The following is a 25,225-nucleotide window of genomic DNA, read 5'->3' on the forward strand; positions in this document are numbered from 1 at the left end:
TCCCCCAGCACCGCCGCGAAAACCCCGACACCGCCGTACAAGTCCCAGGCAGTCATCCCCGGCTCCAGCTCCGCCCATTCGGAGACCAGCCGGCTGTACGTTTGCGCCGCGTCACGATGCGCTTGCCAGAAGGCCGTAACCGGCACCAACCAGTGCCGGTCCCCCACCTTCTGAACCGCGACGTCCTCGCCTTCGACAACCGAACGCCCGCGCAACACGTGCCGGCGCCCCTGATCATCCAGCACGGCGTGCAGCGGACCCTCGGAACCGAGATCGGGTTCGTCCAGCCCATCGAGCAATCCCGGCACCACCTGAGCGCAGCGCAGGTCGGTCACCAGCTCATCGCTGTGATATCGGTGAAAGCCCGGTTGGCCCAGAGCATTCACATCCAAACGCACCCGAGTCCGCCACCCCGTGGAATCTCCGGCTCCGACCTGTTCGGCCACACCCTGCCACTCGTACTTGCCAAGCCGCGCCAACTGCTGGCTCACCACATCACCCTTGAGTTCGCGCAGATACGTGGGGTCGGCGAAAGACAGGTCACAGCAACCAGATTCGCCGCTACCGTGCGCGATGGGACATATCGGATCAATGCGGTGCGGTGACGGGTCGAGGACCTCGATGGCGGCGCCGTGCCAGAAGCTGGCTTGCCGGTCGTCGGTGATCTGCACACGCACCCGCTCGCCCGGTAACGCGTATCTGACGAAAATGACGCGCCCGTCGTGCCGGGCCACCACGCTGCCCCCGTTGGCAGGCCCGCCGGTCTGGACCTCCAGGATTTCGCCGATTGCCATCTAGGAATCGAACCCCCGCCGTGAGTCTCCTGGCGCGGACTGTTCGTCGAGCTCCCGGCGACGTTCGGACGAGTCAAGCTGCCACGGAACGGATGTGACCATGACGTTGGGTACAAACAGCAGACGCCCCTTGAGGCGCAGCGCACTCTGGTTGTGCAGCACCTGTTCCCACCAATGTCCCACCACATACTCGGGAATGAAGATGCAGACGACCGTGCGCGGCGCTTCTTTACTGATGCGCTTGACGTAGTCGAGGATCGGCCGGGTGATTTCGCGATACGGGGAGGCGATCACCTTCAGTGGGGTGCTGAGATCGCTTGTCTCCCAGTCCCTGACGAGCTCCCGAGTGTCCCGATCGTCAACGCTGACGGTGATGGCCTCCAGGACATCGGGACGGGTGGCACGGGCATAGGCAAGGGCGCGCAGTGTGGGCTGATGCACCTTCGACACAAGGACGACGGCATGGGTACGGCTGGGCAGCACCACCTCTCCCTCGTGGTTGTCCAGCTCGCGGGCCACCGTGTTGTAGTGCTTGTGGATCATCTTCATGAGCACGAACAGCAGGCCCATTGCTAAGATCGCGATCCACGCTCCGGCAAGGAATTTGGTGACCAAGACGACGAGCAGCACCGCGCCGGTCATGATGAAGCCGATGGTGTTGATCACGCGAGAACGCATCATCTTGCCGCGCACTGCCGGATCGGTTTCGGTCTTGAGCAACCGAGTCCAGTGCCGCACCATGCCGATCTGGCTGAGCGTGAACGACACGAAGACACCGACGATGTATAGCTGGATAAGCGCGGTCACCTCGGCCTTGAACGCCACCACGAACAGGATCGCGACGGCCGACAAGAAGATGATGCCGTTGGAGAACGCCAGCCGATCGCCGCGCGTATGCAGCTGGCGCGGCAGATAACGGTCCTGCGCCAGAATCGATCCGAGCACCGGGAAACCGTTGAACGCGGTGTTCGCGGCCAGCACCAAGATGAGCGCCGTCACCACGGTGATGAACAGGAAGCCGATCCGGAAGTCACCGAACACCGCCTCGGCCAGCTGCGCGACCAGGGTCTTCTGGTGATAGTTGGCGGGAGCACCCACCAGTTGCGTGGCGGGGTCCTCGGCGATCTTGGCGCCGGTGCGCTCGGCCAGCAGGATGATCCCCATGAAGAGGGTGATGGCGATGCCGCCGAGGAGCAACAATGTAGTGGCCGCGTTGCGTGACTTGGGCTTCCGGAAGGCAGGCACGCCATTGCTGATGGCTTCCACCCCCGTCAACGCCGCGCACCCCGACGAGAAAGCCCGCGCGACAAGGAACACCAGCGCGAAGCCCAGGATGCCGTCGCCCTCACCATGCATCTCAAAGGAGGCCGACTCCGCCTTCAGCGGAGTACCGAGTACGTAGATCTGGAACAGCCCCCAGCCCAGCATGAGGTACATGCTGACCATGAACGCGTATGTGGGAATCGCGAACGCGGCGCCGGATTCGCGGACTCCGCGCAGATTCATCGACATCAGGATCACAATGGCGACCACCGCGAAGGTGACCTTGTGCTGCGCGACAAGCGGAATGGCCGAGCCGATGTTCGACATCGCCGAGGACATGGAAACGGCAACGGTCAACACGTAATCCACCAGCAGGGCACTGCCGACCGTCAGGCCCGCGGTAGGCCCGAGATTGGTGGTGACGACCTCATAGTCGCCGCCACCGGACGGATAGGCGTGCACGTTCTGCCGGTAACTCGCGACCACGACCATCATGACCGCGGCGACCGCAAGACCGATCCACGGCGTCAACGCATAGGCGGACATGCCCGCGACCGAGAGCACCAGGAAGATTTCCTCGGGCGCGTATGCCACCGAGGACAGGGCGTCCGAGGCGAAAACCGGTAGCGCGATGCGCTTCGGCAGCAGGGTATGGCCAAGGCTGTCACTGCGAAACGGGCGGCCGATTACCAGGCGCCGAGCCGCCGTCGACAGCTTGGAAAGCGTAGACACGAACGCCAACATTAGGCCACGCGAGCAATCGCGGTACGGTCTCACTTGACATCGCTGTGTCGGGTGCCGTGACGCGGCGTTCAGTATCGCGGTGAGTACTCAGACGAACGCCTATCCAGAAGGGTCTACCGGTGCGAGTAGTGGTGATGGGCTGCGGGCGCGTGGGGGCCGCACTGGCAGGAGGCCTGGCCAGGATTGGCCATGAGGTGGCGATCATCGACAAGGAGGCCTCCGCGTTCAACCGGCTCAGCCCCGAATTCACTGGCGAACGCATCGTCGGCATGGGTTTTGATCGCGACGTCCTATTACGGGCCGGGATCGAGCGGGCACAGGCATTCGCGGCGGTCTCCTCCGGTGACAACTCCAACATCATCTCGGCCCGGGCGGCCCGCGAGACCTTCGGTGTCGAGCGCGTCGTGGCCCGCATCTACGACGCCAAGCGTGCCGCCGTCTACGAGCGCCTCGGCATTCCGACCGTCGCCACCGTGCCGTGGACGACCGATCGTCTGCTGCATGCCCTCACCAGGGAAAGCGACACCACGAAGTGGCGTGATCCGTCCGGTTCGGTTGTCGTCACCGAACTCGCGCTGCACGAAGAGTGGATAGGCAAGCGCGTCACGGCGCTGGAGACAGCCACCGGTGCGCGGGCGGCCTTCATCATCCGATTCGGCACAGGTGTACTTCCCGACGCCAAGACGGTCATCCAGGACAGTGACGAGGTGTACGTGTCTGCGGTGTCTGGACGGGCCGCCGAGGCCATGGCGATCGCCGCGCAGCCGCCCGGCGAGGATGCCGACGACGACCACGGGGGTGCCCGATGAAGGTTGCCATCGGCGGCGCCGGCGCCGTCGGACGTTCCATCGCACGCGAGCTCATCGAAAGCCGGCACGAAGTCACCCTGCTAGAGCGCAATCCCGATCACATCGATCCAGAGGCCGTACCCGAGGCACATTGGCGGCTTGGGGACGCCTGCGAGATCAGCCTGTTGGAAGCCGAGGAACTGCACACCTTCGATGTGGTGATCGCGGCGACCGGTGATGACAAGGCCAATCTGGTGCTGAGCCTGCTCGCCAAGACCGAGTTCGCCGTGGCGCGTGTCGTGGCCCGGGTAAACGATCCGCGCAACGAGTGGCTGTTCGACGATGCCTGGGGCGTCGACGTCGCGGTGTCGACACCGCGCATGCTGGCATCCCTCGTCGAGGAGGCTGTCGCCGTAGGTGACGTGGTGCGACTCATGGAGTTCCGGCGCGGTCAGGCCAATCTGGTAGAGATCACACTTCCCGACGACACCCCCTGGGGCGGCAAGCCAGTACGGAAGCTCGATCTCCCCCGCGACGCGGTGCTGGTGGCGATTCTGCGCGGATCGCGGGTTATCCCGGTACAGCCCGATGAGCCTCTCGAGGGCGGCGACGAGCTGATCTTGGTGGCCACCGCCGATATCGAGGACGAGCTGCACCGCGCGGTGCTGCCGCAGTAGTCGCCGGCTAGCTGCTCGCCGGGGATTCCTCGGCCGCATTGTCGGTGTGGCGGCGCACGTAGCGAATCACCAGCAGGGTGACCAACGCGCCGACAGCGGTCAACGGCCAGCCCATCGCGATCTTCGTGCCACCCAGCCAGGCCGTGTTGCCTGCGACGTAGAGCCACTGCTGCACGACAAATCTGGTGGCGAACAACGCTATCCAGGCCACCGTCGCGATATCGAAGGCCGTGCGGATACGCCGGTCACCGCGCCACGACATGTCGCCGCCGGTGGCCCAGCTGTATGCGTAACCCACGATGGGTCGGCGGATGATCACCGATACCAAAAACACCGTGCCCCAGAAGAAGTTGGCCCAGATCCCAATGAGGAAGTAGCCCTTGGCCTCTCCCAACAGGTAGGCGATCAGCGCGCTGATGCCGACGCTGATGAACCCGGAGACTGCCGGTTGCAGCGATTCGCGGCGCACCAGGCGCCAGACCAACACGAGGGTCGCCGCCACCAGGGCAGCGACGATCGCCGGCATCAACGAGGAGATGCTGACCGCGACGACGAAAACGATCACCGGAATCGACGAATAGACGATTCCCTGCCATCCCCCGGCCTGATGCCACATCTCGTGCAGCGGAGAACTTCCCGGCTCCTCGGGCTTGGTGCCGGGCACGCTGAACTTCAGCTGCGGGCCCTCCGCGGTATCCGAGCCGACGTGCGCGCCGCCCGAGCCGTCCGGCTCGTGCGATGAGGTCTCTGGCACTTAGCGCTGAATCTCGTAGTACGGGTTGTGAATCACCTTGCCGCCGTTCTCAAGCTTGCCGAGTCGACCGCGCACCAGAAGAGTGCGGCCCGATTCGATACCGGGGATTCGGCGCTGGCCCAGCCAGACCAACATCACCGTGTCGGTGCCGTCGAACAGCTCGGCCTTCACGCCTGCCACGCAACCCTTGGAATTGGTCTCGACGGTGCGCAACGTTCCGCACATGGTGACCTCTTGGCCGCGCTGACAATCGATGACGCGCTGAGCACCGGTGGCGGCGGCGTCGTCACCGATCTTCTCGGCGTCTACTTGCTCCAGGTCCTCTGTCAGCCGACGAGTCAGTCGACGCAGATAACCGCCTGTGGTAGCCACTTCTCGTCCTGGCCTCTCAACATGCCCGATCGTGTGATCGCTCGTGGAGTCACTTGGCGCAAGCGGCTCATCGGTGCAACCGCCACGGTAGACCTTTGCACGCCCTGATGCCAGGCGGCCCCTGGGGGTGTTCCGCACACCGGGCAAGATCAGGTGCGTGACACCCATCAACGGTCGTGCCGCGAGCGGCCTATCCCCCGAACTTGATGGCCACACGGCTGTTCTCATGCCGGGCACCGGCTCCGATGACGACTACATTATGCGGGCCTTCGGCCCCGCTCTCAGCAGCGCGGGGGCCACCCTGGTCGCGGTGTGTCCAGAACCGAATGACCTGGTCAACGGCTACTTACGGGCACTCGACCGGGCCGCTCTAGGTGGCCCGATCGTCGTGGGCGGAATGTCCATCGGCACCGCCGTGGCCCTGACGTGGGCCCTGCGGAATCCCGGGGCGACGGTTGCGGTGCTGGCAGCGATGCCCGCGTGGACCGGAAAGCCGGAGAACTCACCGGCCTCGGTATCCGCGCGGATCACCGCGGAATCGCTGCGCGCCGACGGGTTGGCAGCGGTCACCGCTGCGATGCAGGCCAGCAGCCCCGCCTGGCTTGGAGCAGAGCTCACCCGCTCGTGGGCTGCCCAGTGGCCTGGTCTGCCCAGTGCCATGCAGGAGGTGTCGGCCTTCGTGAATCCGACGGCAGACGATATCCGCGGGCTGACCGTGCCCTTGGCGGTGGCGGCGGCCACCGATGATCCGATACATCCGCTCACAGTCGCCCAGGACTGGGCGTCCTGGGCGCCGCGCGCGGCACTGCGCACCTTCACCCTCGATCAGCTGGGCGCCGACCCGTCCTGCCTGGGCCGGGCATGTGTCGGTGCGCTGAGCGACATCTGAGTCACAGACGGCGGGCCGCGGGGTCGGCGGTGGCTTCGATCGTGAGCACCAGGCCATCGCGCACCGTCAGGGTGACCACCGCGAACAGCCTGCGCTGCGCGAAGGCCAGCAGAACCGGCTGCCCGAACGGCCCACCGACCAACGTGGCGCCGTGACCGAGATAGACGAGCAGGTTGGTCGCGACATCTGTGCGCCCACGATTGACCTGTGGCGGGGGCGCCGGGTCTCCGATGAGGGTGCCAACTCCCCAGACGCGGGGATCCAGAACCGCCATCAACCCGATGAGATCACCGTTGGCGCACGCGGTGACGAACTTTTCGATCAGCTGCCGGTGCTCGGCGCCGGTGACATCACCGGTGCGCGACGCGGACTGCTGGAATCTGGTGCGCGCACGTCGGGCAAGCTGCCGGCACGTGCCCACCGGACGGCCCACTGTCGACGCGATCTCCTCGAACGGGACTCCGAACACGTCATGCAAGACGAACGCGACCCGCTCGCCGGGACTCAAGGTGCGCAACACCTCGAGCAGGGCGCCACGCACCTCGTCGTCCAGAGTGACTCTCTCCGCGGGATCGGCACTCCCGGAAATATGCAGCGGTGCAGCGGATTCCACCGCCGATGCGACGCCGGTCTGCTCGCGGCGCGTCCGTGCCGAACGCAGCTGGTCCAGGCACAGCCTGCCGGTCACCACCGATAGCCAGGCACGCGGCTCGTCGATCTCCGTCTCATCGGCACGCGCCAGCCGCACGAACGCCTCCTGGGCGCAGTCCTCGGCATCCCCGATGTCGCCGAGCATTTGATACGCCAGATTGACCAGGTACGGATAGTGCTCACGCCAGGCCGCCGCCACCAGCGCGTCGTGCGTCGACGAGGAACTCATGTCACTACGACGATTCCGCGGCCCGGAAAGTTACCGCCCGCGCCGGTAACTTTTCGCGCCCGCGCCCCGTCGTACTCATGTGGCCAAAACATGCAAAGCCATCCGAACCTCCCGAATTGGAGTACCCGACATGACAATTCTCGTCACCGGCGCAACAGGCAATGTGGGGCGCCCGCTTGTGGACCTACTCATCGCCGCGGGCGCCGACGTACGCGCGGTCACCCGCCACCCTGAGCACGCGAATTTCTCGCCCCAGGTGAAGACCGTCGAGACGGCCCGAGCCGGTCTCAGCGGCGCCACCGCCGTCTTCCTGAATTCCCGGGCACTCGGCGAAGATCTCTCCGACTTTGTGGATCACGCTGTCCACGAAGGGGTTACCCGCCTGGTCGCACTCTCGGCGATCAACTGCGACGAAGACTTCTCCCGGCAACCATCGCGGTTCCGCGGTGATCGAAACAAGGAGGTCGAACGCTGCGCCGTCGATTCCGGGGTGGAATGGGTAAGCCTGCGTCCGACCGTCTTCGCGTCCAATTTTCTCGGGATGTGGGCGGGCCAACTCAAGGTCGGCGATGCGGTCCGCGGACCTCACGCGGCCGCCTCCGCCGCCCCGATCGCGGACCGCGACATCTCCGGGGTCGCGGCGCATGCCCTGCTCACGGACGACCTCGTCGGTCATCGCATCCCATTGACCGGTCCGCAGGCGTTCACCAACGCCGACCTGGTCGCGGTGCTCGGGGATGTTCTGCGTCGGCCGTTGCAATACCTGCAGGTCTCCGACGATCTCGTCCGTCAGCACTTCGCCGGTCTGGGGTTTGCGGCGGAATTCGCCGACGCGTACCTGGCCATGCAGGCGGCCACGGTGGCCACGCCCGCGGTTGTCACGCACGAGGTGGACCGGATACTCGGGCGTCCTGCGGAGACGTTCGCGGCCTGGGCTCACAGATTCCGGGCCGAATTCGCACGCGCCGAGTTCGCATCGCAGAAGGGATGACTGCCATGGCCAACACCCCACCGCGGTGGCTCACACCGATGAACAAGGTGGTGCGGGCATTTCACCGCCTCGGCATACCCACCGGTCCGGCGATGGTACTCACAGTCCCCGGCAGAAAGACCGGGCATCCCCGCCCCACGCCGATCACACCGTTCGAGATGGACGGTCAGCTCTATGCCGTGGGCGGCTACCCGGGCTCAGATTGGCCACGCAACGCCGCCGCGGCCGGTTTCGGAACTCTCACCCGGCGAAACCATGTCCAGCACGTCAAGATCATCAGCGTGCCGCCCGAGGCGGCGCGGCGGGCACTGCGGGAATTTGCGCTGAAGGTTCCGGTGGGCGTGCGGTTCGCAAAAAACGCCGGTTTGGTCCGTCACGGAACCCCAGATGAGTTCGAAGCCCTGGCCGGAACGCTGTCGGTGTTCCGGTTCGATCCCGACTAAACCCCAGGCCCGTGCTCGTCCGCCGGATCTAGCCGCCGGTGATCGTGGACCGCAGCTGCTGCATCGCTGACCCGGAGACACTGCGGCGGGCGACGGGCGTTGGGTCGTCCTGCGGGGCGGGTTCTTGAGCCACCGCCTCGGCTTCTGCCTGAGCCATCGCCTGCGCCTGAGCCGCCTGCAGCTGCTCCAGCATCGGTTCCGGCAGTGCGACCGGCAGCGGGGTACGCACCGGGTACGGGCTGTCATCGCGGCGAACGACCGTATCGGCCACCGCGTCGCGCGCCTCCTGCGCCAGTGCGTCGAAAGTCTCGGCGGGCCCCTGCAGCACGCACCGGATCATCCACCGGTAGCCGTCAACCCCGATGAAGCGCACTGAGCCCCCGTCGGCGACTCCCACCACCTCGCGGCCCCACGGACCGTCGGTGATGGAGACCTCCGCTGCTTCCTTGCGCAGCGATTCGGCCAGCTCACCCGCGATCTCGCGCCACAGTCCGGCAGATTTCGGCGCGGCGTAGGCAGCTACCGAGTAACGCCCGTTGGGTGTCAGCACGAAGACCGCACCGGGGGCACCCGAGGCGGTCAACTCGACCTGAATCTGTCCGGCCTCTGGCACCGGGATGAGTACCGAACCCAGGTCCAGGCGCCCGATTCCGGCATCTTCGGCACTGTCGAAGTCCTCGACTTCGTATGGGCCGTCGAATGTTTCGCCCGAGCCTGAAGCCGCCGCATCGTCAGCATCGTCCAGGTCGTTAAGACCGCCACTTCGGTGTAAAGCCATCACAAACTCGCATGTCCGCCGCTGGATCCGTGCCCGCCCACACCGCGGGTGGTCACGGCCAGACCGGCCTCGTCAAAGGAATCCACTTCAACCAGCTCAGGCAACTCAACCTGCTGAACCAACAACTGCGCGATCCGGTCACCACGGGCGATGACGATCGGGGTCTCCGGGTCCACATTGATGAGGCTGAGCTTCACCTCGCCACGATACCCGGCGTCGATCGTGCCAGGACTGTTGACGATCGAAAGGCCCACGCGCGCAGCCAGGCCCGAGCGCGGATGCACCAACCCAACCATCCCGGTGGGGATGGCCACGGCGATACCGGTACCCACCAAAGCCCGGCGCCCAGGCTCGATCACGACGTCCTCGGCACTGTAGAGATCGACCCCCGCATCGTCGGCATGTGCGCGCGACGGCAGGGGGAGCTCTCGATCGAGGCGAACGATCGCCAATCTCGTAGGTGTGGGCACGATCGCCCAGACTACCCTTGGCCGCGTGACGGCCTCCCCCAACAACACGACCGATATCCGCTACGCCGAGCGGCTGTGGGTTCCGTGGTGGTGGACCCTGCCCGGCTTGGGTGCGGCAACCCTGCTCGGGCTGGAAATCAATCAGAGCATGCGCCAGCTGCCCAGCTGGGTGCCGTACCCAATCCTGTTCGCGATTGTCGCGGGAGTCCTGTTGTGGTTCAGCAGGATCCGCGTAGAGGTTGTTGCCGGAGCGGACGGCGCCGCCGAACTGCGCGCGGGATCAGCGCATCTGCCGGTCAGTGTGATCGCTAAGTCTGCGGCCATTCCCGCCACCGCGAAGAGCTCGGCGCTCGGCCGTCAGCTCGATCCGGCAGCCTTCGTCGTGCACCGGGCATGGATCGGCCCGCTAGTCCTGGTGGTACTCGACGACCCGGAAGATCCGACGCCGTACTGGCTGGTGAGCAGCCGTCACCCCGATCGGGTGCTGGCTGCCCTACGGAGCTAGTACGCGGCTGTGCCGCGACTAGCTCCGACTCTCAGGCCGCGCAGTCGGTGCAGATCAGCTGGCCATTCTTCTCACTGGCCAGCCGGCTGCGGTGGTGCACCAGGAAGCAACTCGAACAGGTGAACTCGTCAGCCTGCTTCGGGATGACCCGGACCGAAAGTTCCTCGCCGGACAGGTCGGCACCTGGTAGCTCGAACGATTCGGCGGTTTCCGCCTCATCGACATCGACCACCGCCGACTGTGCTTCGTTACGACGAGCCTTGAGCTCCTCTAACGAGTCCTCTGACACATCGTCGGCGTCTGATCGCCTCGGAGCGTCGTAGTCGGTAGCCATGCGTCCATCCCCTTATCACCATCTCGTCTTCAAGCTTCTGCATTAGGCGCAGCAAGGCTTTGTACCAGGCTGAAACGGACACCACAAACTATTAGTGCCCGGATCCCGTCGGTTCTTTGTGTGATTTGCATCACAGGGCAGTGGACACCCCGTCTATTTCGCCGTCTGTCGCCTGGAAGTCAGCTGGCCTAGAGTGCCATCCGTGGTCGCAGACATCACCGAGGGCACCTCGGTAGACAAGTACGGGCGCCCGTTCCGCCGCAGGAACTATTTGCCAGCGCTATGCGTGGGGATAGCGCTCCTGATCGTCACGGTATTCGTCTGGGCGTCGGCGCTCACCCAGGAAGCACCGGTCAAGGAGGCGACGGCATGCAACCCGCCCGCTCAGCAGACCGAGCCCGGGTCCGGGACCATCGGTAAGCCGGTGTCACGCTCCTCGTTGTCGGGAACCACGCCGGCGACGCTCAACAACGTCAAGGCACGTGTCCTCAATGCCAACGGCCAGGCCGGTCAGGCCGGGGATGTATCCACCGCGCTGCGCGATCTGGGATTCCCCTCACCGACCGCCGATAACGACCCCTTCTACCCCAGCGGATCGCGGCTGAACTGCGTCGGACAGATTCGTTTCGGGGAATCCGGATACGCCAACGCCCTGACGCTCTCGCTGGTCGCGCCGTGTGTCGAGTTCGTCGAGGACAAGCGATCCGACGATTCGGTGGATCTGGCGCTGGGCAGCGAGTTCACCGAACTCGCTGCCGGTAACGCGGTGACCTCGGCGCTCAACAGCCTCAAATCCGGTAACCAGGCCAACTCTGATCTCATCCTCAAGGCGCGGCAGAGCACCTGTTAGCCGGGAATCGGCGCCATCGCGCCGATATCGGTCAAGAGCTGCCCGAATTCCTCGGCGATCCCGGGCGCCATGGCCGCGATGAGGGTGCCGGCGGCGCTCCGGGCGTCCGCGTCGGGCAGCACGAGCACCGCACCGGCCTCACGTGCGATGAGAACACCGGCGGCCCAGTCCCACGGCCCCAGTCCGTGCTCGTACTGGGCATCAACGCGCCCCTCCGCCACCGCACACAGATCCAGCGCCGCCGATCCGATCCGGCGCACGTCACGCACCCTGGGCAAGAGCTGCGCGATCAGTTGAGCCTGACGTTCTCGCCGCACCGTCGAATACGCGAAGCCCGTAGCCACCAGGGCCAGCCGCGCCTCCCGCACTGGATTGCACACCAAGGGCCACTGCAGGCCATTGGCCTCACGCACGGTCGCGCCAAGGCCTGAGGCCGCCGAGAAGACGCGGTCGGCCGCGACGTCGGCTACCGCCGCCGCCACCGATATCCCGTCCACCTGAGCGGCCACTGACACGGCATACGCGGGAATGCCGTAGACGAAGTTGACCGTGCCGTCGATCGGATCGATCACCCAGCGCACGTGCGATGAGCCGCTCGCGCCCCCTCCGGTGACTCCGTCCTCCTCGCCCAGGATCGCGTCCCCGGGGCGCAACGCCGACAGCCGACGGCGCAGCAGCCGTTCACATTCGGTATCGACGAGAGTCACCGGGTCTGTCTCGGAAGTCTTGGTCCGCACGGAGGCCGCCCAATCGACGGTCCCGCGACGATGCCGTACGAATTCGGCGGCCTCGGACGCCAGCCTTACCGCTACCGAACGCAACGCTCCCGGATCGATTCCCACGCGTCTATCGCAGCACAGCCATGAGCGTCACGCGCGGCGTCCCCCGGGGCATTAGGGTGTCACTCGCATTCAGTCTGTTCCGGCTGTGTTCGACCGTGTTCGGCAGCCATCTAGACCCAGGGCCAAGGAGCGCCGATGACCGCCACCGAATCCGGACCGTCCGCACCTGCGACGCAAGCAGGCGAGACCGCGCAGCAAGGGTTCGGCATCGATGTCGGCGGCAGCGGCATCAAGGGCGCGATCGTGGATCTGACTACCGGCGAGATGATCGGCGAACGGGTCAAGTACCCCACTCCCCAGCCCGCCACGCCGACGGCCGTCGCCGAGACCATCGCCACAGTCGTGCGTGATTTCTCCTGGACAGGGCCCGTTGGCGTGACCTACCCGGGCGTGATCGTGCATGGCGAGGCGCGTACCGCCGCGAACGTCGACAAATCGTGGTTGGGCGTCAACGTCCACGACATCATCAGCGCCGAATTGAACGGCCAAACCGTCACCGTGCTCAATGACGCCGATGCCGCCGGAATGGCCGAGGACCGGTACGGAGCGGGCAAGGATCAGTCCGGCCTGGTCGTCCTCCTGACGTTCGGAACCGGGATCGGTTCCGCCGTCCTTCATAACGGAATCCTGTTGCCCAACACCGAGTTCGGACATATCGAGGTCGACGGCATGGAGGCCGAGCATCGTGCGGCGTCGTCGGTGAAGGAAAAGAACGATTGGAGCTACAAGCAGTGGGCTCCCGAGGTCACCAAGGTATTGGAGGCGGTGGAGAACGCGCTGTGGCCCGATCTGTTCATCGTGGGCGGAGGCATCAGCCGCAAGGCCGACAAGTGGGTGCCGCTGCTGACGAATAGAACCCCGGTGGTGGCCGCTGCACTGCAGAACACAGCGGGAATCGTCGGCGCGGCGATGGCCGCACACGCTGGCGTTTCACCTTAGCTTTTTCACAGGTTCTGCGCTGTTGTCGTTACAATGGCAAGCAGATAGCCGCACGCAGGGCCACGCAGGTGCTCCCCGGCAGCGACGAACATCAAGCAGACAGCCAAATTCTCGATTTTGCATGCCCATGCGCGTCGAAGAAGTAGCCAGGAAAGGGCGTACGTGGCAGCCACGAAAGCAGCTCCGGTAACGCAGGCCGCCGACGAAGCATCTTCGAAGACGACCGCCGTCAAGGCAGCACCCGCGAAGGCGCCGGCCAAGAAGGCACCCGCGAAGGCCGCCGTCAAGGCAGCACCCGCGAAGAAGGCACCAGCCAAGAAGGCCGCGACCAAGGCCCCTGCCAAGAAGGCGGCCCCCGCCAAGAAGGCACCGGCCAAGAAGGCCGCCGGTAAGGCGATCGATCCCGCTCTCGAACCGCAGGGCAGCCCCGAGGACGCCGATATCGAGCCCGGTGAGGATCTCGAGCCCGACCTCGCCGAGGACCCGGACATCGAGGCAGACCTCGCCGAGGTTGCTGTTGAGCCCGAGGCGGAAGCCGAAAGCGACGAGCCCTCCGAGAAGGACAAGGCATCAGGCGATTTCGTCTGGGACGAAGAGGAATCTGAGGCGCTGCGACAGGCCCGCAAGGATGCCGAGCTCACCGCCTCCGCGGACTCGGTGCGCGCCTACCTCAAGCAGATCGGCAAGGTGGCCCTGCTCAACGCCGAAGAGGAAGTTGAGCTGGCCAAGCGGATCGAGGCCGGTCTGTACGCGACCCAGATCGTCACCGAGCTGACCGAAAAGGGCGAGAAGCTTCCGGCCGCCCAGCGCCGCGACATGTCGTGGATCTGCCGTGACGGCGATCGCGCCAAGAACCACCTGCTGGAGGCCAACCTGCGTCTGGTGGTGTCGCTGGCCAAGCGCTACACCGGTCGCGGCATGGCCTTCCTGGACCTCATCCAGGAAGGCAACCTGGGTCTGATCCGCGCGGTCGAGAAGTTCGACTACACAAAGGGTTACAAGTTCTCGACGTATGCCACCTGGTGGATCCGCCAGGCCATCACCCGCGCGATGGCCGACCAGGCCCGCACCATCCGCATCCCGGTGCACATGGTCGAGGTCATCAACAAGCTCGGCCGCATTCAGCGTGAGCTGCTCCAGGACCTGGGTCGCGAACCCACGCCCGAAGAGCTGGCCAAGGAAATGGACATCACGCCGGAGAAGGTGCTGGAGATCCAGCAGTACGCGCGTGAGCCCATCTCGCTGGACCAGACCATCGGTGACGAGGGCGATTCGCAGCTCGGCGACTTCATCGAGGATTCCGAGGCCGTGGTCGCCGTGGACGCGGTGTCGTTCACCCTGCTGCAGGATCAGCTGCAGTCGGTGCTGGAGACGCTCTCCGAGCGTGAGGCCGGCGTGGTGCGTCTGCGGTTCGGTCTGACCGACGGCCAGCCGCGCACCCTCGACGAGATCGGTCAGGTGTACGGAGTGACCCGTGAGCGCATCCGGCAGATCGAGTCCAAGACCATGTCGAAGCTGCGCCACCCGAGCCGTTCGCAGGTGCTGCGGGACTACCTCGACTAAAGCCCCTTCCGCGCTGGCGGGGATGGGCGTGCGGGTATTCACAGTGGGGTGACAGGCCAGTGACAGGTTTCGATCACGGCAAGAACAACTGGCGAATTCGGAACCTGTCACCTCTACTGTCGAAACTCCTGCTAGACGTACAAATACCCGCCAGGAGCCCCTCCCGTGACCAAACTTCTCATCTTTACCCTTGTGGGTCTTGGCGCCCAGATCGTCGACGGGACGCTCGGTATGGCGTTCGGGGTGACGGCGACGACGCTGCTGGTATTCACCGGTGTCGGTGCCGCCCACGCCAGTGCGGCCGTGCACTTCGCCGAGGTCGCCACCACGCTGGCCTCGGGTGTCTCCCACTGGCGGTTCGGCAATGTCGACAAGCGTGTCCTGCTGCGATTGGGCATACCCGGCGGCATCGGCGCGTTCCTCGGGGCGACCGTGCTGTCACGGCTGTCCACGGAGTCCGCGGCCCCGATCACGGCAGGGATCTTGCTGGCCATCGGCGTGTACCTCATCTACCGATTCAGCACCAACCCGCCGCGTGGGAACTACGCGCCGACGACCCCGTTCTCGGCGAGATTCCTGGCCCCGCTGGGCCTGTTCGGCGGATTCATCGACGCCTCCGGTGGTGGTGGTTGGGGACCCATCACGACCAGCACGTTACTTACGAGCGGAAAGGCCGCTCCCCGCACGGTGATCGGCTCGGTAAGCGCCTCGGAGTTCATCGTCGCCGTCTCGGCGAGCATCGGCTTCCTGTTCGGGCTCGGCTCTGAGTTCTTCAACAATCTGATCGTGATCGCCGGGCTGGCCCTGGGCGGCGTGATCGCCGCGCCGATCGCCGCCTGGCTTGTCTCGCGCGTCAACTCGGTGGTGCTCGGCACCGCAGTCGGCGGCGTACTGGTGCTGACCAACGCCCGCACACTGCTGCGCTACTTCGACACTCCCGACTCGGTGCGTACGCCTATCTACCTGGTGATCGTCATCGCCTGGGCGGCACTGGTCGCGTACACGTGGCGCAAGGCCAAGCTCACCCCGGCCGAAGCCGCGGGAGACCTCAGCGAGATCGCCGGGGGCGCGGAAACCTCACGGGCGCCGGCAGACACGCCCGGCGACGATATCGCCGCCACCCCGAAGTAACGGCCAATAGCCAGACCCGCGGTGATCCGCGCGGGAATGGAGTAGCCCGCTACGCATGTCGAGCGGGTGCGCACGCGCACAGCATGGTGCCAACCCGGTGACCGTCATCGGGCTGGAATCGAAGGACACACCATGACCGCAACACTCGACACCGAGGTCACCGCGCCTCCTCCCCTGGACGGTGAAGTAGCCGATCGACGCAGCAAGTTCCGCAAACTGACCACCGAGACTGCCAAGGATCCGTACGCAGAACGAGCCTTCCTCGCATCGAAGCTGGCTGTGCTGCAATCACATCCGAAGCTCTCAGCGGCCACCCGCCGCGAGGCTGAGGCAACGCTGGCCGAGGCCGCGGGGGTGGCGGACATCGCCGAACTCGCCGCCGGAATAACCCCGCCTCCAGGCGGAGTCGGCTACGGCATGTTCTACACGAACAGCTTTCGCACCCGCTTCGCGCGCGGCACCTCGTTCTACTACGAGATCGTCTGCCCACATCAGCCCGGCGGGAACGTGGCCGACTACCTGTACCTGACCGCCACCAACCGAGCACAAAAGGGTGTCGAGGCGTTCGTGTCGTACCACGCGCAGGACATCGCCCGATTCAAGGTCTTCGACTGGGCGCGCTCAGATCACTGGCAGACCGACATCCCGTTCGCGAATCTGACGTCGTACCTGCGCAGCACCTCGTCACACGGCTGGGGCCTGCAGACACTGCTCGTGTGGAATCAGTCCTTCGAAATCGCGCCGAACCGGTGGCGCAACGAAGTACTGCTCCACAACCGTGCGGCGAACCGTTGGGATCTCGTGTACCGCTTCGACTATCAGTCCACTACCGCCGAACAGACCTCCGGTTGGGTCGGCAGCTGGGGACCGATCGTCGAGACATTCCAGAACAGCTACACGAACACCCGCTGGCTTGGATTCCTCAACACCATGCTGGTCGGCCGCGATGCCGCCGGCACCTGGGGACAATGGGCGCTGCTGCGTGCGGCCGACTCGGCCATACGCAATGACGGACATGGTTTCTCACCACTGTTCCTGGACCCGAATTACTCTTTCGTGGTCAAGAGTTGACCGGTCAGGAGCAGCCGATCATGAGTGATAACGGATCGCCTCCCCCTCCCGGTACCGGCCCCATCGCCGATCGGCGCCAGGAGTTCGAAGAACTCAGCCGCCGGCACCGGGAAGGGGCGGATGACCGCGCGTTCATCGAGCACAAGATCGAGATCGTCGCCAGCGATCCCGATCTCACCGCAGAGGAGAAGGCCGCCGCGATCGCCGAACTGCGGCGTGCGCTGGAATGACGTTCGCGACACCCCACGGCCGGATCCACCGGCAGCAGCAACCTGTCGGTGGGTCCGGCCATACTGGGCAGTGTGAGCACTGTCGGCCACTGCTTCTTCGACACCGCCATCGGCACCTGCGCCATCGCGTGGAGTGACAACGGCATCGTCGCCTTGCAGCTGCCCGAGCACGATGATGCGGCCACCCTGGCCAGGATCCGACGTCCTGCGGGAAGCGAACAGGTACCGCCTCCCTTCGTCGCCGAAGCGATCGACGGCCTGACGCGCGTCCTTGCCGGCAAGGACGACGATCTGCGGTGGGTTCAACTGGATCTGGACGGCATCACCGATTTCGATCGCGAGGTGTACGCCGTAACCAGGGCCATCGGGCCCGGCACGACCCGCAGCTACGGTGAGGTGGCAGCAGCCGTCGGCGCGCCGGGCGCCGCGCAAGCCGTCGGACAGTCGTTGGGCCGCAATCCGATTCCACTGCTCGTCCCCTGCCACCGCGTGCTGGCCGCCGATCACAGCCTGCATGGCTTCTCCGCCTACGGTGGCGTCGTCACCAAGCGCGAACTGCTCAGGCTCGAACACACCCCCGGTTTCGACGACCCCACGCTGTTCTGACGCGAAAGACACAGCGCGGGTCTACGCTCTAGCGCATCAAGATTCGGCCACCGCATCGGGAGAACTCATGACCGGTTTGTATGTAGCTGCACTTCTCATCGGAATCGTCGCGGGTCTGCGCGCGATGACTCCGCTTGCCGTGTTGAGTTGGGCGGCCTTCGCCAAATGCCTTCTGGTGGAAGGTACCTGGGCATCATTTTTGGCCAGTCTGATCGTCGCCATCATCACCACGGTGCTGGCCGTGGGCGAGATCGTCAACGACAAACTGCCCAAGACACCGAGCCGTAAGGCGCCACCCGCGTTCGCGGCACGCGTGGTGCTCGGCGCCTTCTACGGGGCGGTGTTCGGCACTCTGGCCGGCGGGACCTCCCCCGGACTCATTATCGGCCTTCTACTCGGCGCGGTGGGTGCGGTGATCGGCACGCTCGGCGGGGCATGGGCGCGGGGCAAGCTGGCAGGGGCCTTCGGTAAGGATCTGCCCGCCGCGCTCACCGAGGACGTCGTCACCGTCGCGGCGGCCGTGGCGATCACCCTGGTGCTCGCCACGTGAGCACCAACTTTGATGCCGTCGTCGTGGGCGCCGGCCAGGCCGGTCCCTCCCTGGCCGCCCGATTGCGCGGTGCGGGGATGACGGTGGCCATCGTGGAGCGACATCTGTTCGGCGGCACCTGCGTCAACACCGGCTGTCGCCCCACCAAGGCGCTGGTCGCCAGCGCGCACGCCGCCCATATGGCACGCGATGCGGCCCGGTGGGGAGTCGTCCTCGACGGCTCGGTGAGCATGGATATGGCTCGCGTACGGGAACGCAAGGATTCGGTGATCCTCCCGTCGCGCAACGGTGGCCAGAAATGGCTCAAGGACCTTGGCTGCACGATCTACCACGAGCACGCACGCTTCATATCTCCCACGGAGCTCGCCGTGGGAGACGAGATCATCTCTGCCGAGAGAATCTTCCTGAACGTCGGTGGCCGGGCCGTGGTTCCCGATTGGCCCGGCGTCGACGACGTTCCGCTGCTCACCAATAGCTCACTCATCGAGTACGACGAGATCCCAGAACATCTCATCGTCATCGGCGGCAGTTATGTCGGACTGGAATTCGCCCAGATCTACCGCCGGTTCGGCAGCAAGGTAACGGTGGTTCATCGTGGACCACGGCTCGTCGAACGCGAGGACCCCGACGCCTCGGCGATCATTCAGGAAGTCCTGGAGCGTGAGGGAATCTCCTTCCGCCTCAACGCCTCCTGTATCAGCCTGTCCCGCGGACAGGACGGGGTCGGCGTTGGCGTCGACTGCACACACGGTGCGCCCGAGGTCACCGGCTCGCACGTACTCGTCGCCGTAGGGCGCCGTCCGAACACCGACGATTTAGGTCTGGAGCACGCCGGCGTGATCACCGACGACCGCGGGTACATCACGGTCGACGATCAGCTACGCACCAACGTGCCGGGCATCTGGGCCCTGGGCGACTGCAATGGTCGCGGAGCCTTCACCCACACCTCGTACAACGACTTCGAGATCGTCGCCGCGAACTTGCTCGATGACGATCCACGACGGGTTACCGACAGGCTGCCCTGCTACGCCCTGTACACCGATCCGCCGCTGGGCCGGGTCGGTATGACCGAGACGCAGGCGCGCGCTTCGGGACACTCCGTACTGGTCGGCCGCAAACCGATGAGCCAGGTTGGCCGCGCCATCGAAAAGGGCGAAACCGATGGCTACATGCAGGTTCTGGTCGATGCCGACACCGATCTCATTCTGGGAGCGACCATTCTCGGGGTGGGCGGCGACGAAGTCGTGCACTGCCTGCTCGACACGATGCAGTACGGCGTGCCCGCGCGACAACTTCAGCGCACCGTGCACATCCATCCCACCGTGGCGGAGTTCTTGCCCACCGTCTTGGGTGAGCTCCAGCCGCTCGTTTGACCTCAAGCGCACGTGAGCTTCTAGCATCCGGGCTATGAAGATTCACGACGTGCGGATCACTGCTACCGACGTGTCCGGCGCTGCTCGGTTCTATTCCGAAACTCTTGATCTACCAGTGCAACTGGATCACGACCGGGCGACGGTTCATATCGGGGACAGCACGCTCACGTTGGTCCCGGGCCCCGCGTATCACGGTGCGCATCACATCGCCTTCACCATTCCCACCGAAAGTCTCGCAGCGGCCAAGGAGTGGCTGTCGCAGCGCGTCACGCTGCAAACCGATGGTCAATGGCACGATGAGTTCGACTGCGCTCCCCATTGGCAGGCCCGCAGCATCTACTTCACCGGTCCCGACAACGCCGTCCTGGAGCTCATCGAACGCAACATCCTCGACAACCGCATCGATCACCGCTTCGGCATCGGCGACATCCGTTCTCTCAGCGAGGTCGGCTTCGGGGTATCCGACGTGCTGGAGACCCAAAGGCTCCTGCGCGACACGCTGGGCCTGCTGCCGTTCGGTGAGCCCGCGCCGGGGTTCGGTCCCGTGGGCGATCACGACGGACTATTCATCCTGGTGCCCTCGGACATCACATGGCGCCCGGAGAATCGGATCCCACCACCGGCCGCACCCACCGTGGTGACGGCCGATGTATCCACCGCGGTGAAGATCGGCGAGTACTACCTGATTCAGCCGCGATGATCCACGCGCGTTAGGAGCGCGAGTCCCGCCAGGCCAGCGGCGCGTCCAGCACCGACAGGTCGTAATCGTTGTCGGCATCAATCCCCACGGTGAACAACCTCGCGCCCACCTCGGTGTAGGCGTCCGCTTCGGCCGCCGTCAATCCCCGCTCGGGATCAAGCCCCCAACTGGTTGAGCGCTCGATTTCGTTGTGGTCGCGGCCGATTCGTTCGGTCTCGGCGATGAGGATGTCATTTTTGCGGCGGTAGGTGTCGACATCGGCGAACGCATGCCAGATGTGGGCGTGCCGGGCCACCAACGGAATGGTGCGCTTCTCTCCCCCACCACCGATCAGGATCGGTATCGGGCGCACGGGCGCCGGCAGCAACTGAGCCAACCGGTTCTCGATCCGAACCAGGCTGTCTTCGAATAGATCGAATCGCGAACCCGTCGTACCGAACTCGTATCCGTATGTGGTGTAGTCCCTTTCATACCACCCGGCACCCACGCCCAGGATCAGCCTGCCATCGCTGATGTGGTCGACGGTTCGGGCCATATCGGCCAGCAGATCGGGGTTCCGATAACCCACGCCCGTGACAAGCAGTCCGATCTCGGCCCGCGAAGTGACTTCAGCCCACGATCCCAGGGCGGTCCAGGCCTCGAAATTGTTGACATCGGGCTGCACCTCGTCGAGCACCACTCCCTCACTGCTCAGGGTGCCGGCCGGCCAATGGAAGTGGTCGTAGCCGAAGATGACGTCCACTCCCTTGTCCTCGGCGCGGAGCACGGCATCTCGCCACTGCTTGTAGTTCTGCGCCTTGGCGGGCCGCAGCTGGATTCCGATACGAATGCGTCCTGTCACATCGCAGTCCAATTAATCGATCGCCGCAGGTATTCCCCGCCGCCTACGCTGCCGCCATGGAACGCCTGAATATCTCGTCGGACGGCGAATGGGAAGCAGCGGTCGGCTACTCGCGCGCGGTGCGGGTCGGCGGTCACGTCGCCGTCGCCGGAACCACGGCAGCACGCCAGGGCCGATCACCTGTCGGCGACGACGACATCGCCGAACAGACCCGCGAGGCGCTGCGCCGGGTCGAGTCAGCACTTAGCCAGGCAGGGGCCTCGTTGCGTGATGTCATACGAACCCGCATCTTCGTCACGGATATCGGGCGGTGGCGCGAGGTCGGTTTTGCCCACGGCGAGTTTTTTGGCGACATCCGCCCGGCCGCCACCATGGTCGAGGTGTCCGCACTCATCGACCCCGCGCTGCTGGTGGAGATCGAGGCCGACGCCATCATAGAATAGATTGGTCAGACCACTAGACCTCCTACCAATCCCAGTGCTACCGTGACGGCATGGCACTGCAGCCGATCGCCCGTCAGTCGATACCCGACGAGATATTCAGTCAGCTCGCGGCGCAGGTCCTGACCGGTGACCGCACGCCCGGCGACACCCTGCCCAGTGAGCGAGCCCTCGCCGAAGCCCTCGGGGTGTCCCGCACGGCGGTCCGCGAAGCGTTGGGCCGCCTGGAGCGCTCGGGTCTGATTCACATCCGCCAGGGTGGGTCGACGGTGATCCGGGATTACCGCAGCGAGGCCGGTTTCGACGTGCTGCCACTACTGCTCGCCTATGGCGGAGACGTGGACCGCCGCACATTGGCCAGCGTCATCGAGGCCAGGGCCATCATCGGCCCACAGGTGGCCAGGCTCGCCGCACAGCGTGCCCACACAAGCCCTGGTGTCGCCGATCGGCTCCACATCATGGCCGGGGATCTCGAGTCCGAAGGTGATCCGCTGCAGAGGATGTGGCGTGCGCTCGGCTTCTGGGAGTTGGTTATCGACACTGCCGACTCGATTGCCTTCCGACTGGTGTTCAACACCATGCGCGACTCATATGTCCGGGCCCTGGATGTGCTCGTCAACGTCATGTCCGCTGAAGTCGGAGACATCGGCCACTACCGCGCCCTCGCCTACGCCATCGCCGCGCAAGATCCGGACGCCGCACAAGAGGCGGCTGCGGCCATGCTCGCCTTGGGCACCAAGGCCTTTGACAAACTCCTGCGGGAAATCACGGACGAATCGGAGAATCAGCAATGACCCGTGCCACACGTAAGTCGATGACCCTGCGCGATGCACTTGTCGAATTCGTCAAACACCCCACCCCGTGGATGCTTCTCGCATGGTCCGCGGTGCTCCTGGGTGCCCGAATCTCGGTGGGCGGCTGGACCATCGCCGATGCCATCACGCCCATAGCGCTCGTGGCCATCTCCCCTGTCGCCGAATGGCTGATCCATGTCGGGATCCTGCATTGGCGACCGCGCTCGGTGGGGCCGGTGAAAATCGACTCGCGGCTAGCCCGGGATCACCGCCTGCATCATCAGGATCCGCGGGATATCCCGCTGGTGTTCATCCCGTGGCCAAGTCTGGTCGTGGTAATCATCGGATTGACCCTGGCCGCGTTGTTCGCATTCCCGCGCACCGGACTTGGGCTCACCTTCGCGGTCACGGTGGCATTGTTCCTGGTGTTCTACGAGTGGACGCACTACCTCGTCCACACCGATTACAAACCGCGTCATGCGATCTATCGGGCGGTCTGGCGAAACCACCGGTTCCACCATTTCAAGAATGAGAACTACTGGTTCACTGTGACCAGTTCGGGGACCGCTGACCGTCTCCTAGGAACCTATCCGGATCCACAACAGGTGCCGTCGTCACCTACGGTCCGAAATCTGCACGCGCCCAGCATAACTGGCTAGTCTGGGCCGCCAAGCCCACAGCTGGCGCCCGAATAGCCATCCTGTTGATGATCCGGCGCACCATCCTGATTACGCGGTCTGCTGCCCGAATTGGTTGCCACAAAAAAGCCCAACCCAACAACAAGCAGGACAGTCACCGTCGCTATGACGATGACTGCGGTCATCACGCCTCAGCCCGCTCCGGCCGTAATGCGAAGTAGCGGAGCTTCTTCCCGAATGCGATCTGAAGCTCACGACGACCGCCGCGGCGGACCAGAGCGATGCGGCGAAGCCCCTCGGCCACCTCGCGATCCATCATCCAGTCGCGCAAACGAGGCAGCTCATAGGCGTACTGGCGGAATTCCTTGGCGTCGCACTGCACGCAGCACCGCATGGAGTGCAACAGCGCGTACTGCTCAAACTCATACTCCCAGTTGGGCGTTTCCCCGAGCCACGGCACCGCCTTGGCCATATCGAAACGCCGCTTGACCCGCAGTTGCGCACCCGCGGCCAGTGCCGTGTACTCGTCGAATCCCGACGGGGCATTACCGGCAAGCAGGTCCGAGAGCACCGACAACTGGCGGCGCCGCAGAACCTCGCGGTTGTCAAGCATGCACAACACCCGCCTTGATCGCCTGTCGGACCACGGAAAGGTCGGCGCTCACACTGGCCTCGTCGATCGATCCGTCACGCTCGATCAGCACGCCCAGAGCGCGCCCGGAGGTGAGCACCACGAGCTCGGTCAGCAGATCAGCCACCGGATCGATGATGGTGTCGGAGTGGGTGTCCCAGTACAGGTCGCCCTCGAACCGGCCACCCGCGATGTGCACGTACGCGACGCGCTCGACGGGGAAACGGCGTAGTAGCGCGAGGGGGTCGGTGCGCGAAGCCACCGCCGTCGCGTACAGGTTGGCGACATCGAGCACCAGCCAGCAGCCGGTGCGCCGAGAGAGCTCACGCAGATAGTCGGGCTCGCTGAGTTCATTTTCGGGCCACTGCAGGGTGGTGGCCACGTTCTCCAGCGCCAAGGGCACCCCGAGGTCATCCTGAACCCGGGACACGTTGTCCACCAGGACATCCAAAGCCAACGTGGTGCGCGGCGGAGCCACCAGGTGACCCGCCTCGAGCACGCCACTGTGCCGCCCGTTCTCAAAGCCGGCCCGCACAAACGCCACGTGCTCGCTGACCATCGGCGCGTTGAGCTCCGCGGCCAGAGCGGCCAGGTGCTTGACGCGCTTGGCGTCGGGCAGATCGGCCCCGGCGAGACCCAGAGAAACACCATGCGGCACGACTACGGTGCCCGCCTCACGAAGGCGCATCAGTTCGACGGGCAGTTCTCCAGGGCGGAAGTTCTCGGCGACGATCTCAGTGAAGGCAACGCTGAGGGCGTCGTCGGTGACGGCACCCTGATTGAACATGGCAGCAAGCTCGGGACGCCATGAGGCACCGACCGCGGGCTCGTCGGCCAGCACGGTCGTAAGCGGGTGATTTGAAGAGGCCACCGCGGTTACCCCCTTATCTCAAGACCGACGAGTTAAGCCAGTCTAGCTACCACGTTGATAGCTTAGGAAGTGCTAGGTGCCAGCGGGTTAAAAAAGCCATCCGGTCCCGGCCGGAAACTCGCCACAGAAGTAACTGCGGCGATCGGCAGCGGTCCGTACAAGTGAGGGAACAGCATCGATTCAGGGTCGCTGGGCACGCCTGGTTCCCAACGTACCGGAGAGTCAAGCAGATTCGGGGCAACAGACAATACGACCAGATCACACCTTCCGCGATACAAGCGGTTGGCCGGAAGGTGAACCTGGTGCGGCGCGGAAAGATGAATGAATCCCGTTTCGGCCAGTGACGTGGGCCGATGCTCGCCCTGTTCACGTGCTAACGCCCACTCCTCGACCGAACAGATGTGAACAAGTTCGGCTTCGTTCGGTGCCATCGACTGCATCACACCAGCCTGCCTCACCCTGTAACAGCCCGG

At 65.0% G+C, this 25,225-nt stretch carries 32 protein-coding genes; 19 read left to right on the top strand and 13 right to left on the bottom strand.

Annotated elements, in window-relative coordinates; translation table 11 throughout:
* Positions 1-794, bottom strand: a 794-nt coding sequence (locus B4394_RS16285) for a class I SAM-dependent RNA methyltransferase (RefSeq protein WP_078315697.1), incomplete at its 3' end; no start/stop codon positions are given.
* On the bottom strand, positions 795-2,789 hold the full coding sequence (locus B4394_RS16290; protein WP_286142097.1) for an APC family permease: 1,995 nt from the start codon (positions 2,787-2,789) through the stop codon (positions 795-797). It abuts the gene before it with no gap.
* Positions 2,790-2,920: 131 nt separating this feature from the next.
* Here B4394_RS16290 and B4394_RS16295 point away from each other — a divergent pair, with 131 nt between their 5' ends.
* Positions 2,921-3,610, top strand: a complete 690-nt coding sequence (locus B4394_RS16295; RefSeq protein WP_139360249.1) for a potassium channel family protein — start codon at positions 2,921-2,923, stop codon at positions 3,608-3,610.
* On the top strand, positions 3,607-4,266 hold the full coding sequence (locus B4394_RS16300; protein WP_078310925.1) for a potassium channel family protein: 660 nt from the start codon (positions 3,607-3,609) through the stop codon (positions 4,264-4,266). The genes B4394_RS16295 and B4394_RS16300 overlap by 4 nt, the downstream gene beginning before the upstream one ends.
* Before the next feature lie 7 nt (positions 4,267-4,273).
* Here B4394_RS16300 and B4394_RS16305 read toward each other — a convergent pair whose 3' ends face one another.
* Together B4394_RS16305 and B4394_RS16310 are read right to left on the bottom strand one after the other, a co-directional pair.
* Positions 4,274-5,020 carry a DUF3159 domain-containing protein gene (locus B4394_RS16305; RefSeq protein ID WP_078310926.1) on the bottom strand — a complete coding sequence of 249 codons (747 nt, stop codon included), beginning with the start codon at positions 5,018-5,020 and terminating at the stop codon, positions 4,274-4,276.
* The gene (locus B4394_RS16310) at positions 5,021-5,392 is read right to left on the bottom strand and encodes an OB-fold nucleic acid binding domain-containing protein (RefSeq protein ID WP_005057265.1); all 372 of its coding nucleotides are present in this window, start codon (positions 5,390-5,392) and stop codon (positions 5,021-5,023) included. It abuts the gene before it with no gap.
* Positions 5,393-5,618: 226 nt separating this feature from the next.
* On the opposite strand from B4394_RS16310, the gene B4394_RS16320 reads away from it, so the two are divergent.
* Entirely contained in the window at positions 5,619-6,281 is a 663-nt protein-coding gene (locus B4394_RS16320; RefSeq protein WP_078315698.1) for an alpha/beta fold hydrolase, read from the top strand.
* A gap of 1 nt (position 6,282) precedes the next feature.
* Here B4394_RS16320 and sigI read toward each other — a convergent pair whose 3' ends face one another.
* Complete coding sequence (gene sigI / locus B4394_RS16325) at positions 6,283-7,161, bottom strand: RNA polymerase sigma factor SigI (protein WP_078315699.1); 879 nt, start codon at positions 7,159-7,161, stop codon at positions 6,283-6,285.
* A 130-nt stretch (positions 7,162-7,291) separates the two neighbouring features.
* Between sigI and B4394_RS16330 the strand changes: the two genes are divergently transcribed.
* Positions 7,292-8,152, top strand: coding sequence for an NAD(P)H-binding protein (locus B4394_RS16330; RefSeq protein WP_078310929.1), 861 nt, complete (start codon positions 7,292-7,294; stop codon positions 8,150-8,152).
* Between the two features lie 38 nt (positions 8,153-8,190).
* On the top strand, positions 8,191-8,595 hold the full coding sequence (locus B4394_RS16335; RefSeq protein WP_078311131.1) for a nitroreductase/quinone reductase family protein: 405 nt from the start codon (positions 8,191-8,193) through the stop codon (positions 8,593-8,595).
* A 28-nt stretch (positions 8,596-8,623) separates the two neighbouring features.
* Here the strand turns inward: B4394_RS16335 and B4394_RS16340 are convergent, their stop codons facing one another.
* Together B4394_RS16340 and dut are read right to left on the bottom strand one after the other, a co-directional pair.
* Complete coding sequence (locus B4394_RS16340) at positions 8,624-9,373, bottom strand: DUF3710 domain-containing protein (RefSeq protein WP_078315700.1); 750 nt, start codon at positions 9,371-9,373, stop codon at positions 8,624-8,626.
* Entirely contained in the window at positions 9,373-9,843 is a 471-nt protein-coding gene (gene dut, locus B4394_RS16345; protein WP_170915004.1) for a dUTP diphosphatase, read from the bottom strand. The genes B4394_RS16340 and dut overlap by 1 nt, the downstream gene beginning before the upstream one ends.
* Between dut and B4394_RS16350 the strand changes: the two genes are divergently transcribed.
* On the top strand, positions 9,836-10,348 hold the full coding sequence (locus B4394_RS16350) for a DUF3093 domain-containing protein (RefSeq protein ID WP_078315701.1): 513 nt from the start codon (positions 9,836-9,838) through the stop codon (positions 10,346-10,348). The genes dut and B4394_RS16350 overlap by 8 nt on opposite strands.
* A gap of 31 nt (positions 10,349-10,379) precedes the next feature.
* On the opposite strand, the gene B4394_RS16355 is transcribed toward B4394_RS16350, so the two are convergent.
* Positions 10,380-10,682: a DUF4193 domain-containing protein gene (locus tag B4394_RS16355; protein WP_005057245.1), complete on the bottom strand. Its 303-nt coding sequence runs from the start codon at positions 10,680-10,682 to the stop codon at positions 10,380-10,382.
* A gap of 202 nt (positions 10,683-10,884) precedes the next feature.
* Between B4394_RS16355 and cei the strand changes: the two genes are divergently transcribed.
* Positions 10,885-11,532 carry an envelope integrity protein Cei gene (gene cei / locus B4394_RS16360; RefSeq protein WP_078315702.1) on the top strand — a complete coding sequence of 216 codons (648 nt, stop codon included), beginning with the start codon at positions 10,885-10,887 and terminating at the stop codon, positions 11,530-11,532.
* On the opposite strand, the gene B4394_RS16365 is transcribed toward cei, so the two are convergent.
* On the bottom strand, positions 11,529-12,353 hold the full coding sequence (locus B4394_RS16365; RefSeq protein WP_078315781.1) for an inositol monophosphatase family protein: 825 nt from the start codon (positions 12,351-12,353) through the stop codon (positions 11,529-11,531). The genes cei and B4394_RS16365 overlap by 4 nt on opposite strands.
* A 156-nt stretch (positions 12,354-12,509) precedes the next feature.
* On the opposite strand from B4394_RS16365, the gene ppgK reads away from it, so the two are divergent.
* The 9 genes from ppgK to B4394_RS16410 all read left to right on the top strand — a co-directional run bounded on the left by ppgK (position 12,510) and on the right by B4394_RS16410 (position 20,537).
* Complete coding sequence (gene ppgK / locus B4394_RS16370; protein ID WP_078315703.1) at positions 12,510-13,313, top strand: polyphosphate--glucose phosphotransferase; 804 nt, start codon at positions 12,510-12,512, stop codon at positions 13,311-13,313.
* 162 nt (positions 13,314-13,475) lie between these two features.
* Entirely contained in the window at positions 13,476-14,876 is a 1,401-nt protein-coding gene (locus tag B4394_RS16375) for an RNA polymerase sigma factor (RefSeq protein ID WP_502688398.1), read from the top strand.
* A gap of 165 nt (positions 14,877-15,041) precedes the next feature.
* Positions 15,042-16,007 (top strand): sulfite exporter TauE/SafE family protein, encoded by a 966-nt coding sequence (locus B4394_RS16380; protein ID WP_078315704.1) that lies wholly within the window; start codon positions 15,042-15,044, stop codon positions 16,005-16,007.
* Positions 16,008-16,139: 132 nt separating this feature from the next.
* Positions 16,140-17,078: a hypothetical protein gene (locus B4394_RS16385; protein ID WP_078315705.1), complete on the top strand. Its 939-nt coding sequence runs from the start codon at positions 16,140-16,142 to the stop codon at positions 17,076-17,078.
* A 20-nt stretch (positions 17,079-17,098) separates the two neighbouring features.
* Positions 17,099-17,308, top strand: a complete 210-nt coding sequence (locus B4394_RS16390) for a hypothetical protein (protein WP_078311134.1) — start codon at positions 17,099-17,101, stop codon at positions 17,306-17,308.
* 48 nt (positions 17,309-17,356) lie between these two features.
* Complete coding sequence (locus B4394_RS16395; RefSeq protein ID WP_078310937.1) at positions 17,357-17,914, top strand: methylated-DNA--[protein]-cysteine S-methyltransferase; 558 nt, start codon at positions 17,357-17,359, stop codon at positions 17,912-17,914.
* 67 nt (positions 17,915-17,981) lie between these two features.
* Positions 17,982-18,464 (top strand): DUF4126 domain-containing protein, encoded by a 483-nt coding sequence (locus B4394_RS16400; protein ID WP_078310938.1) that lies wholly within the window; start codon positions 17,982-17,984, stop codon positions 18,462-18,464.
* Positions 18,461-19,837, top strand: a complete 1,377-nt coding sequence (locus B4394_RS16405; RefSeq protein WP_078310939.1) for an FAD-containing oxidoreductase — start codon at positions 18,461-18,463, stop codon at positions 19,835-19,837. The genes B4394_RS16400 and B4394_RS16405 overlap by 4 nt, the downstream gene beginning before the upstream one ends.
* Before the next feature lie 34 nt (positions 19,838-19,871).
* Positions 19,872-20,537 (top strand): VOC family protein, encoded by a 666-nt coding sequence (locus B4394_RS16410; protein ID WP_078315706.1) that lies wholly within the window; start codon positions 19,872-19,874, stop codon positions 20,535-20,537.
* Between the two features lie 10 nt (positions 20,538-20,547).
* On the opposite strand, the gene B4394_RS16415 is transcribed toward B4394_RS16410, so the two are convergent.
* Positions 20,548-21,378, bottom strand: coding sequence for an LLM class F420-dependent oxidoreductase (locus tag B4394_RS16415; RefSeq protein ID WP_078315707.1), 831 nt, complete (start codon positions 21,376-21,378; stop codon positions 20,548-20,550).
* Between the two features lie 56 nt (positions 21,379-21,434).
* Here B4394_RS16415 and B4394_RS16420 point away from each other — a divergent pair, with 56 nt between their 5' ends.
* Genes B4394_RS16420 through B4394_RS16430 form a run of 3 tightly spaced genes read left to right on the top strand, consistent with a single transcriptional unit; the run spans position 21,435 to position 23,271 of the window.
* Positions 21,435-21,821: a RidA family protein gene (locus tag B4394_RS16420; protein ID WP_078315708.1), complete on the top strand. Its 387-nt coding sequence runs from the start codon at positions 21,435-21,437 to the stop codon at positions 21,819-21,821.
* 50 nt (positions 21,822-21,871) lie between these two features.
* The gene (locus tag B4394_RS16425; RefSeq protein WP_078315709.1) at positions 21,872-22,612 is read left to right on the top strand and encodes a FadR/GntR family transcriptional regulator; all 741 of its coding nucleotides are present in this window, start codon (positions 21,872-21,874) and stop codon (positions 22,610-22,612) included.
* Positions 22,609-23,271, top strand: coding sequence for a sterol desaturase family protein (locus B4394_RS16430; RefSeq protein WP_078310944.1), 663 nt, complete (start codon positions 22,609-22,611; stop codon positions 23,269-23,271). Before B4394_RS16425 ends, B4394_RS16430 begins: the two co-directional genes overlap by 4 nt.
* A 163-nt stretch (positions 23,272-23,434) precedes the next feature.
* Here the strand turns inward: B4394_RS16430 and B4394_RS16435 are convergent, their stop codons facing one another.
* The 3 genes from B4394_RS16435 to B4394_RS16445 form a co-directional block, all read right to left on the bottom strand.
* Complete coding sequence (locus B4394_RS16435) at positions 23,435-23,863, bottom strand: SCO6045 C-terminal-like domain-containing protein (protein WP_078310945.1); 429 nt, start codon at positions 23,861-23,863, stop codon at positions 23,435-23,437.
* Positions 23,856-24,752 (bottom strand): multinuclear nonheme iron-dependent oxidase, encoded by an 897-nt coding sequence (locus tag B4394_RS16440; RefSeq protein WP_078310946.1) that lies wholly within the window; start codon positions 24,750-24,752, stop codon positions 23,856-23,858. Before B4394_RS16440 ends, B4394_RS16435 begins: the two co-directional genes overlap by 8 nt.
* A gap of 62 nt (positions 24,753-24,814) precedes the next feature.
* Positions 24,815-25,183: a DUF952 domain-containing protein gene (locus B4394_RS16445; RefSeq protein ID WP_502688533.1), complete on the bottom strand. Its 369-nt coding sequence runs from the start codon at positions 25,181-25,183 to the stop codon at positions 24,815-24,817.
* Between the last annotated feature and the right edge of the window lie 42 nt (positions 25,184-25,225).

Origin of the sequence: Mycobacterium sp. D16Q16, assembly GCF_002013745.1 — a bacterium.
GTDB lineage: Bacteria > Actinomycetota > Actinomycetes > Mycobacteriales > Mycobacteriaceae > Mycobacterium.